Consider the following 12,815-nt stretch of genomic DNA (forward strand, 5'->3'; position numbering starts at 1 on the left):
TAGGCCACTAGCGCCGGCGGCGCTTGCCAGCATTCTCAGATGGCACCAGCGTTACGTTAACGGGCTGAGCATTACGAGTGCGAATCTCTTGGTCTGCGTAGCCACCGTAGCCGTACACCAACGTGTTGTCACCAGCGGGAAGCTCAAGGGAATAGTTGCCATTAGCATCCGTCCCGACCGCCTTTTTCGAACCCTTCACCAGCACCGTAGCGCCAGCCAGCGGCCGACCGTTCTCGTTTAAAATACGGCCGGTTATAGTAATCATTGCGGGAGCCACCGGCTCAGCGGCAGGCACTGGCTCTACTTCTATTTCAGCAGGTGCAGCTTCTTCCTTGGCTTCTTCAGCTTCTGAGCGGTCCGCCACTTCCCGAGCTGCCTGGGGCTTGGCAGCAGCAACTGCTTTCTGCTCGGCCGGAGTCTTGGGGGCTTCTTCGGTGTCCTCCGCAGCGGTGGCAGCTACGGTATCAGTTGGTTCCTCGGTGGCACGAGAACCGGTTACCGTGGCATCGCCTAGCTCAACGCCGGGCATGGCATTCACAATTTTGCGGGTAGCCTGAGCGGGTAACAGGGCATACCCCGAAACAACTAGCGCCACAATGCCACCCACAAGTAGGGCCAGCCGACGGTTGCCGGAGGAATAATTCTCCTCCTCAACCATTACATCGGGGGTTACTTCTTCATTAGGAGGAGTAGTGTTTTCATTCATACGGGTGTGCGTAAAAGGGAATTTGGCAGGTAAAATCAGCGGGTAAATAGGTTCAGTGGAGCTTGTTAGTGGAATAATCACTTTTAAGCCCTTCTGCGGTTCCTAAAGATATAAAGTCAGATTGCGTAAATCCTAATTTGTTGTGGAGCTCTGCCTTCAGCTACTTCACTGCTGACCACTGACCACGAAAAAGCCCTGCACTTCACAAGGCAGGGCTTCCATTTCTGATGCTATAAAAGACTAATCTTCAACCGGTTTCGACGGGCCGCTGGTAGAAGACTCTCCAAATTTCTGGTCTCGGGTGCGGAGCTGGTGGTCGAGCTCTACGCTACCTTCTGTGCCAAAGCCAGGGCCGCCCGCCTGCTCACCGGGGTTGTCGTGGTCGTTGCCACCCTGCGGCACACCCTCTCCCCCGCCAATGTGCAAGTTCTCGAGTTGATCTTTCTGATCGGAACGCTGGGTATAGCCTCCGGCTCCTTGGTTACGGTGCGCCGAGGAATCGTCGGACTGCTTGCCGTTGCTTAGCAGCTCTTTATATTCTTTGTTCTTCTCCAGATGCTCGTTGTCGGGAGTTGCGGCGTTATCGTGTACTGCGTTATCAGCCGATTTATCATTGGTTGCCATGAGAGACGGAATTTAGTGGAAATTAACCTTGGTATTCAGGGTGTACGCTGGCCTTGGCGGTAAGTTTAGGCACACGTATGCCGCAGGTGCTTTTGCGGGTGATGGTGGCCTAGAAATCAATCCATGCTGCCAACTCCTCCGTATGGCAGAAAGCACCCCGGCTGTAGGCCTGCTCCCTGCTACTTCGCTGGTCAGTTTTTTCTTCCACCTTTGCGCGGTGGTCTTTTCCACGTGCCCATTATGAACCTGGTTATTATCGGCAATGGCATTACGGGGGTCACCTGTGCAATTACAGTGCGCCGGCTACGCCCCGATGCTCACATTACGCTGGTTTCCGATGAAAGCCCTTATCATATTTCGCGGCCGGCCCTCATGTATGCCTATCTAGGCCACCTCCGCCCCCAGGACTTAAAACCCTACGGCGACTGGTTCTGGGCCGAAAATCGTCTGGAGCTGGTGCAGGCCACCGTAACCCACCTAGATATCACACGCCAGCAGGTACAGCTACGCACGGGCGAGGCGCTACCCTATGATAAGCTTCTGGTTGCTACTGGTTCCGTCAGCCGTTTCCAAAACTGGCCGGGACAGGAACTAGCGGGCGTGCAGGGCCTCTACGGGCTGCCCGACCTGGAGCGCATGCACCGCGATACGCACGGCGTAGGCCAGGCGGTAGTGGTGGGCGGCGGCCTGATTGGCGTAGAAATGGCTGAAATGCTCCACTCCCGCGGTATTGCCGTTACCATGCTCGTGCGCGATACCCACTACTGGGGCTCTGTGCTACCGCCCGAAGAAGCGGCCCTGGTCAATCGGCAGCTCCAGGCCCACCACATTCAGGTGCAGTATAGCACCGAGCTAGCGGAAATTATGGGGGATGATGCGGGCCGCGTACGCGCTGTACGTACTTCCCGAGGGCAGGAAATTGCTTGCCAGTGGGTAGGCTTAGCTACCGGCGTGACGCCCAATATTTCGGTGGCCCAGGAGTCAGGCCTGGAAACCGACCGCGGTATTCTGGTAAATGAGCACTTGCAAACCAGCCAGCCCAACGTTTTTGCGGCCGGCGACTGCGCCCAGCACCGCCAGCCCGCCTCCGACGAAGTACCAATTGAGCAGCTTTGGTATACCGGCCGTCAGCAGGGCGAAACAGTGGCCTACACCCTTTGTGATCAGCCTCGGCCGTATCAGCGCGGCCCGTGGTTTAACTCGGCCAAATTCTTTCAGCTCGAATACCAGACCTACGGCCGCGTGCCGGCGCGCACGCCTGCCGACATTCATAGTTTCTGCTGGCAGCACCCAAACGGCCAGCTTCTCCTCCGGATTAATTTCAGGGAAGATGGTGTTGTTACGGGCATGAACACGCTGGGCATCCGACAGCGCCATGCGGTCTGGGACCACTGGCTGCGCACTGCCGCCCCTATCACGCAAGTGCTCAGTGAACTCGGAACTGCCAACTTCGACCCTGAGTTTTACCGGCGGCATGAGGCGGCAATTGTAGGCCAGTTCAACCAGCAGTTTCCGCAGTACCCCGTGGCACTGCGCCGCCGTAAAGGACTTTTTTCGTTTAGTTAATTCGTTATTTACCCCCCGCGCTGGCACTTGGCCTTAAGGCTTGGCTTCGCGCAATGTGCTTCGCTTTCTGTCCTTGACCTGACTTCCATGGATTTCTCCAAACTCTACCGCCCTAGCGCCCTCAACAGCTTCCAATACATTGCCCTGGTAGGCGTGGTAATGAGCGCGGGTGCTCAACTAGTTATTCATCTCTTGAGCCAACCAGAACCCAAGGGCTATAACTGGCTTTATCTCTGCTGGGCGGTACTGTACGTGCTGGGTACTCTGCTGAACTTGTTTGGCAAACCCAACGATGGTCATCACCATCATCACCACTAAGGCTGAGTGGCCTAGGCCACCCTCCTACCAGCTTGCCGCTGCTCCTAGGCCACATTGGTCGGCGTAGCTCATTGACCTCACCCCCATGGATTCTACCCTTCCCCTCCCAACGCCTCCGCTGCCCACCGTACCAGCTACTGAAAAGATCCTGCTCACAATCATTGGGCTAGGACTTTTGGCACTGCTGCCCGCCGCTTTTGCCGCCGATGCTTTTCAGGCTCGGGTAAGTCTGTACGTGGCTATGGCCCTGGTAAGCGTGGGCACCCTGCTTTGGGCGGCGCGTAAGTTTGGCGGCCACCCCGCCGGGGTGCAGCAGGATAACCTCTGGCTGCGCTCTAGCACTAGCCGGGGCAGCATTGCCTGGCTGACGGCCATCGTGCTCACGGGCTTTTACGTGATTCTGTACTGGTTCAGCAGCCCCGATGAGCAAGGCAACTTCGGCTTGTTCAACAACCTCATTCACGCCCTCGACCCGCTGAGCCAAACCCTCCGCCAACGCCCCGCCGACCAGTGGTTTCTGTACGGCACCTTCTACACGCTGGCTATCCTGGTGATGGGGGGCCGGGCCCTGTGGAAGTACCGTCACTCGCCTTATCAGCGTATTCGCACAGTTTCAGTGATGTTCTTCCAGCTGGGCTTCGCCTACCTGCTCCCCAGTTTGCTGCTCGCCTTTCAGCGCCCTGAGTACTATTTCAGCTACTTCTGGCCCCTGAAATACGACTACCTATTCCCCGGCACGGTAAGCTATCTACTCAAGGATGGGGGCCCGGGCCTAGGCGTGTTTATGGTGTTCTGGGGGGCGGTAATATCCATCCTGGGCACGCCCGTGCTTACGTACTTTTTCGGGAAGCGCTGGTACTGCTCTTGGGTGTGCGGCTGCGGGGGCCTGGCTGAAACCGCCGGCGACCCCTACCGCCACCTCTCCGACAAAAGTCGTGAGGCCTGGCGCTGGGAGGTCCGCATTATTTACCCCATTCTCGGCCTCATTGTGCTCGTAACGGTGCTGCTGTGGCTGGGCGTTTCAGGAATGCTGCCAGCCTGGGCCACCACTTCGCAGCCATCAAGCATTGGGCTTTTTAACAACCTGAGCCCCGTTGATGCGCTGAGCAAGTTCTATGGCTTTGCGATTGGCGCAGTGTTCTCGGGTGTGGTGGGTGTGGGGTTTTACCCGCTGTTAGGCAACCGCGTATGGTGCCGCTTTGGGTGTCCCATGGCGGCTTACCTAGGCCTGTTGCAAAAGCATTTTTCGCGCTTCCGCATTACTACCAACGGCGCCCAGTGCATCAGCTGCGGCAACTGCTCCAACATCTGCGAGATGGGCATTGATGTGAAGCAGTACGCTCAACGTGGCGAGCCTATCATTCGGGCCTCCTGCGTAGGCTGCGGCATGTGCTCCACCGTGTGCCCCCGCGGAGTGCTCAACCTGGAGAATGGCCCACGGGAAGGCCGCTACCAGGCTTCACAATTAATTTCAGCGGAGAGCCTGCGCATTTTAAGCTAGAGCCGGCCCTGGCATTTACCATATAGCTATATTATTCTCTGCACTATGAATCGTCTCTGGTTCGGCTTGCTATGTTTAATTGGTCTAGGTGGAGTTTCGTCAAAGAGCTATGCTCAGGAAACTACCACTTATAGCCGGCCACAGGCGTCCATACCCGAGCCTGTATATGTGTTGAACTCTACCATTATCATCAATGGCCTTTTGCAGGAGCTTAACCCGCAAGAAATTACATCAGTAGAGGTGTATAAAGGCCCTGGCAGCCCAGAAGCCCCGACGGCAGCGCCGCATCTCAAGAACCTAAGCCCGGCCGGGGCCCTCAATATTACTTCCTCGAAACGCGTACGCAGTCGCTCATTTGCGCAAGTAGGCCGCCGCTTAGGCCTGCGGGGGCCACTTATTTTTGCCTTAAACGGGCACACGCTCACCTCCCAAGACGCTGCCGCTCTGCGCATCGCGCCGTCCGCTATTGGGCAGGTACACATCCTGCGGCCCACACCTGAGGCTCCCGAAACCAGAGTAGATATCTGGCTAACTCTATCTCCTAAATCTGAGAGCAGCCACCATCCCCCAGGTTCCATCTTCATTCGCTAGAGTGGGTAGCCTTGCTTGTACAGGCCAGTACGCGTGCCGGAAAATACTCTTAGGGACGCTTTTTCCGCTGCTCTTGCTGCGGTAGCGGCGCAATGCCACCTTGTGCCTCGTGGTTGGGCGTAGCAGCACGCGGCATTCTAGATGTGGAGGAATCAGGTACCATGATGTGCATGGCGTTTGGCCGGTTTTCGTATGCACCCGGTGCTAACTTTTGCTGAGAAGCCTTGGTGGTTGACTCTCCAGCAGTGGAGCCCTTTTCGAGGTGCCTATCCATTTTCAGTTTGTAGTGGCCAAGCCCCACCCCACTTCTGGGGGTAGTTTGAGCCATTACAGCTATGGGCGAGGCACACAGTATCACTAGTAACAGACCTTTCATTAGTAATAGACTTTTGTGTAAAGCAAAGGAGACCACAATGCTAGGTACGGTTGCACTACCCTGCTTATCAATACTCAGACTGGTATAGCGGTCTACTTGATAAACGCCAGTAAAGCTTCCAGAAAGCGAGGTGTAGCTTCGAGGTGCGGAATGTGGCCTACGCCGCTCAACGGCACCAGTTTAGCCCCTTTAATTTGGGCGGCTGTGCGGCGGCCCAGCTCCGGGTATTGGCCTAGCGTAGCCAGTAGTTTCTGGTCTTTTACCAGACCCTTGCCTACTACCGTACGGTCGTCTTGGCCGATGATAAGGAGCGTAGGCACCGTTACCCGGCTGAACTCGTAGCTCACGGGCTGCTGGTAAATCATCTCGAAAGTAAGAGCGTTGGCGCGGGCTACCTTCGGGAAATCGGGGTGGCGGGTTTGGGCCGCCAGGGGCAGCAGCCACTCATCGTGGGCTTTGGGGTAGCCGTGAGGATAGTAGGTGGCGTGATACTTTCGGATGCTCTCCTCGGTGCTCTTGCGCTCTGTAGCCTCGGCTTGGTCAACCGACTGGAAGGGTACGCTTACGCGGTAATCCTCTAGGCCAATCGGGTTTTCCAGCACTAGCTTTTCGGTGGTGGCCGGGTACATCAGGGCAAAGCGGGTGGCCAGCATACCGCCCATAGAGTGGCCTACGATAATGGCTTTTTGCACTCCAAGAGTATCAAGGATGTGCTTGGTATTGCGGGCCAGCTGATGGAAGGAATAATGGATATCTGGCTTATCCGACTTGCCAAAGCCGATCTGGTCGGGCACTACTACCCGGAAACCGGCTGCCGTGAGGGCCTTAATGGTTTCGCGCCAGTAGGCCCCGAAGAAGTTCTTTCCGTGCAAAAGCACTACGGTACGGCCATTAGCTTTAGCCGCAGCCGGCACATCCATGTAGGCCATGCGCATGGCTTGCCCCTCTAGGCGTAGGGGCAAGTATTTTACTGGGTACGGATATTCGTACCCATCAAGGGTAGCGTTGAATGCCGTGGGGGCAGTGGTTTGGCCTGAAGCGGTAAAAGAGCCTACAAAGGCCAGCAGAACAAGCAGAAACTTCATTAGTAACCGGAATTGGCGAAGTCCAGCATACGCAAAAGATGTCGGGTCGTTCCGCTGGCAGTAGTGCTAGGCCAGTCTTACAGCGCTGCTACTTGGCTTCCGTGCCACGCTGTTTGATTAGCAGTTCAATGGTGCGCGTGTCTTCGTCGCTCCAGATTACACTGCGCACGTTGTCGAGGTCGAGGACGGTGTGGCCATCGGGCTCGCCGTACTGCGTGTACACTTCTACCAGCAGTTCGTCTTCCGTGATGCGCTCAATGTAGCCGTACAGGTCGCTGTCGGCGTGGGTTTCCAGCTGCACCAGTTGGCGCACTTCGCTGGCCCGTTGCAGCACCGAGGCTACCGTGAGATATTGGTTATCCAGCCCATCGGGGGCGGCCGGGCGGGCATACACCACCTCGGGGTTATGCTCCTTGAACTCAATCAAGCGCACATACTTGTCATAAAAATGCACCTGCGATACGTTGCTAAGGCTTAGCGTGCGTACGCCCGTAAGCAGGCCCTGGCGCGTGATGGTGCGCAGCACCACTAGCTCGGGGTTGTGGTTGAGCACGTAGCCCAAAAACGTACCGCCACTACTTTGAATGGACACTACTCGCCGGCTGCGTTGCGCCCGCTGGAGCATATCAGTTAATAAAGCACCCATGTAATTTAAACTATAAAAAAACCGCCCGGCTCTCATTGAACCGGGCGGCAAATATACACCTCGACTGTACTAGCCAAGTAAGCTATAGCACGACGTGGCCTAGGTGGTGGCGCGTAGCTTCGTGAGAACCTGCTTGGCCTCCGAAACGTGGTCGGTGGCGCGATTCATGGAGTTGAAGATATACTGAATGCGGCCCTCCGCATCAATCACGAAGGTTACGCGGCCGGGCAGCAGGCCTAGCAAAGCGCGCGGCACCTCATACTGCTTGCGCACGCGGCCGCCCGTGTCGGCGAGGAGCGGGAAAGGCAGGCGGTGCTTTTGCGTGAATTTCTGGTGGGAGGTTTCACTGTCGGAGCTCACCCCTACCACTTCGGCGCCCAACTCCTGAAAATCCTCGTACTGGTCGCGGAACGAGCAAGCCTCGGCGGTGCAACCTGGCGTATCGTCCTTGGGATAGAAATAGAGGACTATGCTGCGCTTCCCGCGGTAGTCGCTGAGCTGGAAAGTTTCGCCAGTAGTGGTTTTCAGAGAGAAATCGGGCGCGAGGTCGCCAATCTGGAGCATGGAATCAGGAGTAAGAACCGTAAGAAACTAGCCTGCAAACGTGCTGTTGCAAGAATTGTTCAGGTCAGGCAAGCTAGGCTAAAGTCACAACGAGCACAACTGTGCATCTTTGTAGCCGTTGTTTGCCCATACGGCTCTCCTTTTGCCCACTTGCTACTACTCAGTAGCATCTTCCCCTGCATGACCTCTACCCCGCCCCTCATCGACGTTATCATTCCGGCCTACAACGAGGAGGGGTCTATTGCCAAGGTGCTGGCTGAAATTCCGGCGGGCCTAGTCCGGGAAGTAATTGTGGTAGATAATAACTCCTCCGACCGCACCGGGGAAGTAGCCCAGGCTGCCGGGGCCACCGTGCTGCGGGAGCCACGCCCCGGCTACGGCCATGCTTGCCTGGCCGGCATGGCTCGCTGCTTCGGCCGCACCGCCGCCGAGCAGCCCGACATCATCGTGTTTCTGGATGGCGACTACTCCGACTATCCCGCCGACATGACGGCCCTGGTGGCGCCCATTCTGCGCGGCGAGGCCGACATGGTCATTGGCTCCCGAGCCTTGGGCGAGCGGGAGTCGGGCTCTATGCTGCCCCAGCAGATCTTCGGAAACTGGCTGGCCACTACCTTGCTCCGCTGGTTCTACGGCGCGCAGTTCACCGACCTAGGCCCCTTCCGGGCAATTCGGCGCGAGGCCCTGGAGCAGATTGGGATGCAGGATACCACCTACGGCTGGACGGTAGAGATGCAGTTAAAGGCGGCGCGCCTGAAGCTGCGCAACGTTGAGGTGCCCGTGCGCTACCGTCGCCGCATCGGCGTCTCGAAAGTATCGGGCACGGTGAAAGGTACCCTGGGCGCTGGCTACAAAATTCTCTGGACGATTTTCCGGTACCTCTAAGCCCACCCTGCGGCGGATTGCGGACAGGCCTACGAAAGCTGGTGCAGCTTCCCGTTCTTTGTAGCCCGCACTCCGTTACCCCTCACTGCTCATCACCCCTTAATGCTTGGTCTGGAACTTCTGCTGGTAGCACTCTACGGCCTGTGCCTGGTGTTCATTTTAAGCTTCAGCCTGACGCAATTTCAGCTTACCCGGTTAGCCCGCCGTGCTTACCGCCAACCCGCTGCTCCACTCCCCCCGGTACCTGCGGAGTGGCCGCTAGTCACCGTTCAGCTACCCATCTACAACGAGCTGTATGTAGTTGAACGTGTGATTGATGCCTGCGCCCGCCTCCAGTACCCCTTGCACCGCCTGCACCTGCAGGTGCTCGACGATTCCACCGACGAAACGGTGGCCCTGGCGGCTGAGCGGGTGGCCTACCACCGCGCCCAAGGCCTGCGCATCGACCATGTGCGGCGCCCCACCCGGGAGGGCTTTAAGGCGGGTGCCCTACGCTATGGCCTAGAGCAAACCGATGGGGAGTTCATTGCCATTTTTGACGCCGACTTCATCCCGGAGCCCGACTTCCTGCAGCGCACCATTCCGCACTTTCAGGAGGAGCGCACGGGCGTGGTACAAACCCGCTGGGGCCACCTCAACGAAGAATACTCCCTGCTGACTGAGCTGCAGGCCTTTGGCTTGAATGCCCACTTTTACGTGGAGCAGGTGGGCCGCACGGCCGGCGGCTACTTCATCAACTTCAACGGTACCGGCGGCGTGTGGCGGCGCTCCTGCATTGAGGATGCCGGGGGCTGGCAGGCCGACACCCTGACCGAAGACCTGGATTTAAGCTACCGGGCCCAGATGCGCGGCTGGCGTTTTAAGTACCTGCCACGGGTGGTGGCGCCCGCTGAGCTGCCCGCCGCCATGGATGCCCTGAAGTCGCAGCAATTCCGCTGGACTAAGGGCGCCGCTGAAACTGCCCGCAAGCACCTGGGCCGGGTGTTGCGCTCCTCAGAGTCAATTGGGATAAAAATTCACGCCACGTTTCACCTGCTCAACAGTTCCGTGTTCGGGGCCATTCTGCTGATGGCGGTGCTAAGCGTGCCGCTCGTGTACGTGCGCGCCGACCTACCCGCCCTGCGGCCGGCCTTCCAGATGGCCTCGGTGTTTCTGCTGGCTTTCGTGCCCCTCACTTACTATTACTATACCTCCTGGCAGCTAGCCTCTCAAGACCGCAAACCTACCGGTCCGGGCTTCTTGCTGCGCTTTCTGTTGTTTTTGTCGGTGATGATGGGCCTCTCATTGCACAATGCCCGCGCGGTGGCGCTAGGCCTGCTGGGCCGGCAGTCGGCCTTCATCCGGACGCCCAAGCTGGGACTGGTGCGCCGACAGGGCACGTGGCAGGGCCGCCGCTACCGCACCGGTGGCCTCGATGGCCTCACTATGCTGGAGGGCTTATTGGCCCTGTACTTCCTGGCAGGCCTGGCCGCCGGTATCTACTTCCGCGACTTTGGCCTGTTCCCGTTCCATTTTATGCTCACGGTGGGCTACGGGGTGGTGTTCTATTACTCCCTACGCCACAATGCGCGGCGGTAAGTTGTGCACCAGCCCATGCCTCAGTCTACTGGCCTACGCCCCGTTCATTGGCTGCTCCTGCTGATAAGCGCAGTGGCCTACGTGGCCCTGGCTTACACTGTGCCGCGCCAAAGCTTCTGGCTGCTACTTACCTGGATGGCGGTAGCCTTCGGGGCCTATGCGGCGCTTTGGTACACACGGCTCCCGCTGAAAGCCGGTCTGGCGGCCGCCCTGCTTCTGCGCCTGCTGTGGCTGCCGGCTCTGCCTCCATTCTCCGATGACTATCACCGCTTTCGCTGGGATGGACTGCTGGTTGCGGCCGGCATCAACCCCTACCAGTTCCGGCCCGATGAGTTTACGCTCCCCGGCCACCCTGCCCAAACCCAAGCCAAGACTGGCCTAGCCGACACGCTCAGCCCTGTGCAGCACCCGCCGCAGCATTTGCTTTCCGCGGCAGCGCAGCACCAGCTGGCGGTAGAATATCCGCTGCTCAACTCGCCCCACTATTACTCGGTGTACCCACCGGTGTGCCAGGCGGTATTTGTCGCGGCCGTTAAGATGTTCCCCACGAGTGCCACGGGGTTTGCCTTTCTGCTGCGGCTGGTGCTGCTGGCGGCTGAGCTAGTCACGGCGTGGCTGCTCGGGCGGCTGCTCTTGGCATTTGGGCAGGATGCACGGCGGGCGTTGCTCTATCTGCTGAACCCACTGGTACTAGTGGAGCTAACCGGCAACCTTCATTTTGAGGCCCTCGTGATTTGCCTGCTGCTACTACTGCTGGGGCTGCTCTGGCGCGGGCGCGTGGTGTTGGCAGGCGTGGCCTTAGGGCTGGCAGTGGCCACCAAGTTTCTGCCATTGCTGGTGCTGCCGCTGCTGGTGCGCCGCCTCGGCTGGTGGCGGTGGCTGCTATTCTCTGTGGTTACGGGCGCTACGCTGCTGGTGGTATTCGTGCCGTTTCTGTCGTGGGAGCTATTCAGCAACATTGGCAAAAGCCTGAACCTCTACTTCCGCAGCTTCGAGTTCAATGCCAGCTTCTACTACCTGCTGCGCCCCGTAGGCCAGTGGCTGACGGGTTACAACGAAATTGCTCGCATTGGCCCCGCTCTGGCGCTCACCACCGCCGTGGGCGGACTGCTGCTGGCGGCCCGCGAGCCTCACCCTAACTGGCCTATGCTGCCGCGCGCTTTACTGCTGCTGCTCACCTTATATTATCTCTTGGCTACCACCGTGCATCCGTGGTACATCACGCCGCTGGTGGCGCTGAGCGTGTTCAGCCACTACCGCTTTGCGCTGGTGTGGTCCGGCATGGCTGTTCTCTCCTACGCAGCTTATCAGACCCTGGCCTACACCGAGAACCTGTGGTTGGTGGGGCTGGAATATGCCGTAGTAATAGGGTTGTTCCTGTGGGAGATGCGGCGGCCAAGACCTAGGCCTGTGGCCGACCTCCGGCAGCGGTAGTGTCGGTGGGTGGGCTGGGCTTGGGCCAGTAGGCGTAGCGCCGCACCTGCTTCAGCAACAATGTGCGGCCATCCCAGGTAGTTTGCCGCAGCAGCAGGTTGGGGTAGCGCTTGGCAAACCAGTACACATTCTGCTTCTGCTCTTGCAAGGACACCGTCACGCGCCAAGCCGGCTCGGCGGTATCATTGGGCTGGGCATCTTCCGTTATCACCAGCGCCTTATATAGCTCCGGCACCTTGGCTTGGGTGGTTTGCTGCAACTCGTAGATGGGCACCGTAAAAGAGGGCTTGCGTTCAAAACGCATCGTGCGCAGCACATAGGGTAAGGCATCCTCAAACAAGGCCTCCCGCCGTAGCTGCCGCCGCCCGGCCCCTTGACTGTCCCAGTAGGAGTTATAGCTTTGGTTATAGTGCAAGCCTTCGTCGGTGATGGCTTTGAAGGTATTGCCGCACCACTCCTGCGAGGAGGTAGTCATCTTGTGCAGCATGGTGGGCTGGTCGCGACGGAAGAACAGCGAAGTCAGGTAATGATAGGGATAGTTTTCCGTCGGGATGGCGCAGAACTCGTTGACCTTCATAACCGGAAACACATCCTTGCGCTGGTAGTCGTCGGTCTTGACGTTGTATTGCGCGTTGAACTCCTCCTTCACTGTAATAATGGTGTACTCGAATGTGCGAGTCTCGCCGTACACCACTCGCTCGGCGGCGTACGTGGCAACCTCTGCCAGGCCATCTTCCCAAAGCGTATTCATGGCCCACTGGTGGTTGAATGCTCCTCCACGGCGCGTGAGCACATGATCAGTGATGGCAGGGGCTGCTTTGGTAGAAGTCGTTTTCTTTTTTTCACTGCCAGAAGAGCACGCCGCCGCGAGGCCACTCAGGGCCACGAACACCATTCGAACGGACAATCTTCTTACTCGAGACATGAGCTGATACGACATG

13 protein-coding genes are annotated in these 12,815 nt (G+C 58.2%); 7 read left to right on the forward strand and 6 right to left on the reverse strand.

Translation table 11 applies throughout. The features are described from left to right. Window positions 1-7 precede the first annotated feature (7 nt). Both EU557_RS12495 and EU557_RS12500 read right to left on the reverse strand, forming a co-directional pair. Entirely contained in the window at window positions 8-706 is a 699-nt protein-coding gene (locus tag EU557_RS12495; RefSeq protein ID WP_135530784.1) for a carboxypeptidase-like regulatory domain-containing protein, read from the reverse strand. Window positions 707-946: 240 nt separating this feature from the next. Continuing rightward, entirely contained in the window at window positions 947-1,330 is a 384-nt protein-coding gene (locus tag EU557_RS12500) for a hypothetical protein (protein WP_135530785.1), read from the reverse strand. Window positions 1,331-1,570: 240 nt separating this feature from the next. Here EU557_RS12500 and EU557_RS12505 point away from each other — a divergent pair, with 240 nt between their 5' ends. From EU557_RS12505 to EU557_RS12520, 4 genes are all read left to right on the forward strand, one after another. Then, window positions 1,571-2,896, forward strand: coding sequence for an NAD(P)/FAD-dependent oxidoreductase (locus tag EU557_RS12505; RefSeq protein ID WP_135530786.1), 1,326 nt, complete (start codon window positions 1,571-1,573; stop codon window positions 2,894-2,896). Window positions 2,897-2,983: 87 nt separating this feature from the next. Then, window positions 2,984-3,214: a hypothetical protein gene (locus tag EU557_RS12510; protein ID WP_135530787.1), complete on the forward strand. Its 231-nt coding sequence runs from the start codon at window positions 2,984-2,986 to the stop codon at window positions 3,212-3,214. Between the two features lie 85 nt (window positions 3,215-3,299). Continuing rightward, entirely contained in the window at window positions 3,300-4,715 is a 1,416-nt protein-coding gene (locus EU557_RS12515) for a 4Fe-4S binding protein (protein WP_135530788.1), read from the forward strand. A gap of 168 nt (window positions 4,716-4,883) precedes the next feature. Then, window positions 4,884-5,306: a hypothetical protein gene (locus EU557_RS12520; RefSeq protein ID WP_167855188.1), complete on the forward strand. Its 423-nt coding sequence runs from the start codon at window positions 4,884-4,886 to the stop codon at window positions 5,304-5,306. A gap of 468 nt (window positions 5,307-5,774) precedes the next feature. Here the strand turns inward: EU557_RS12520 and EU557_RS12525 are convergent, their stop codons facing one another. From EU557_RS12525 to EU557_RS12535, 3 genes are all read right to left on the reverse strand, one after another. After that, window positions 5,775-6,767 carry an alpha/beta fold hydrolase gene (locus EU557_RS12525; RefSeq protein WP_135530790.1) on the reverse strand — a complete coding sequence of 331 codons (993 nt, stop codon included), beginning with the start codon at window positions 6,765-6,767 and terminating at the stop codon, window positions 5,775-5,777. Window positions 6,768-6,855: 88 nt separating this feature from the next. Next, complete coding sequence (locus EU557_RS12530) at window positions 6,856-7,413, reverse strand: hypothetical protein (protein WP_135530791.1); 558 nt, start codon at window positions 7,411-7,413, stop codon at window positions 6,856-6,858. Window positions 7,414-7,512: 99 nt separating this feature from the next. Then, window positions 7,513-7,977: a peroxiredoxin gene (locus EU557_RS12535; protein WP_135530792.1), complete on the reverse strand. Its 465-nt coding sequence runs from the start codon at window positions 7,975-7,977 to the stop codon at window positions 7,513-7,515. Window positions 7,978-8,157: 180 nt separating this feature from the next. Between EU557_RS12535 and EU557_RS12540 the strand changes: the two genes are divergently transcribed. From EU557_RS12540 to EU557_RS12550, 3 genes are all read left to right on the forward strand, one after another. Next, the gene (locus EU557_RS12540) at window positions 8,158-8,862 is read left to right on the forward strand and encodes a glycosyltransferase family 2 protein (RefSeq protein WP_135530793.1); all 705 of its coding nucleotides are present in this window, start codon (window positions 8,158-8,160) and stop codon (window positions 8,860-8,862) included. A 102-nt stretch (window positions 8,863-8,964) separates the two neighbouring features. Beyond that, window positions 8,965-10,440 (forward strand): cellulose synthase family protein, encoded by a 1,476-nt coding sequence (locus tag EU557_RS12545; protein ID WP_135530794.1) that lies wholly within the window; start codon window positions 8,965-8,967, stop codon window positions 10,438-10,440. Window positions 10,441-10,455: 15 nt separating this feature from the next. Next, window positions 10,456-11,874, forward strand: coding sequence for an MptA/MptB family glycosyltransferase (locus EU557_RS12550; protein ID WP_135530795.1), 1,419 nt, complete (start codon window positions 10,456-10,458; stop codon window positions 11,872-11,874). Here the strand turns inward: EU557_RS12550 and EU557_RS12555 are convergent. Beyond that, entirely contained in the window at window positions 11,843-12,799 is a 957-nt protein-coding gene (locus EU557_RS12555; RefSeq protein ID WP_210116034.1) for a hypothetical protein, read from the reverse strand. The genes EU557_RS12550 and EU557_RS12555 overlap by 32 nt on opposite strands. Between the last annotated feature and the right edge of the window lie 16 nt (window positions 12,800-12,815).

It is taken from the genome of Hymenobacter wooponensis, from assembly GCF_004745865.1.
GTDB lineage: Bacteria > Bacteroidota > Bacteroidia > Cytophagales > Hymenobacteraceae > Hymenobacter > Hymenobacter wooponensis.

Coding starts and splice junctions, on each gene's coding strand:
- EU557_RS12550 (WP_135530795.1), top strand. CDS start 10,456: ATGCCTCAGTCTACTGGCCTACGCCCCGTTCATTGGCTGCTCCTGCTG.
- EU557_RS12530 (WP_135530791.1), bottom strand. CDS start 7,413: ATGGGTGCTTTATTAACTGATATGCTCCAGCGGGCGCAACGCAGCCGG.
- EU557_RS12525 (WP_135530790.1), bottom strand. CDS start 6,767: ATGAAGTTTCTGCTTGTTCTGCTGGCCTTTGTAGGCTCTTTTACCGCT.
- EU557_RS12510 (WP_135530787.1), top strand. CDS start 2,984: ATGGATTTCTCCAAACTCTACCGCCCTAGCGCCCTCAACAGCTTCCAA.
- EU557_RS12495 (WP_135530784.1), bottom strand. CDS start 706: ATGAATGAAAACACTACTCCTCCTAATGAAGAAGTAACCCCCGATGTA.
- EU557_RS12500 (WP_135530785.1), bottom strand. CDS start 1,330: ATGGCAACCAATGATAAATCGGCTGATAACGCAGTACACGATAACGCC.
- EU557_RS12540 (WP_135530793.1), top strand. CDS start 8,158: ATGACCTCTACCCCGCCCCTCATCGACGTTATCATTCCGGCCTACAAC.
- EU557_RS12545 (WP_135530794.1), top strand. CDS start 8,965: ATGCTTGGTCTGGAACTTCTGCTGGTAGCACTCTACGGCCTGTGCCTG.
- EU557_RS12505 (WP_135530786.1), top strand. CDS start 1,571: ATGAACCTGGTTATTATCGGCAATGGCATTACGGGGGTCACCTGTGCA.
- EU557_RS12535 (WP_135530792.1), bottom strand. CDS start 7,977: ATGCTCCAGATTGGCGACCTCGCGCCCGATTTCTCTCTGAAAACCACT.
- EU557_RS12555 (WP_210116034.1), bottom strand. CDS start 12,799: ATGTCTCGAGTAAGAAGATTGTCCGTTCGAATGGTGTTCGTGGCCCTG.
- EU557_RS12515 (WP_135530788.1), top strand. CDS start 3,300: ATGGATTCTACCCTTCCCCTCCCAACGCCTCCGCTGCCCACCGTACCA.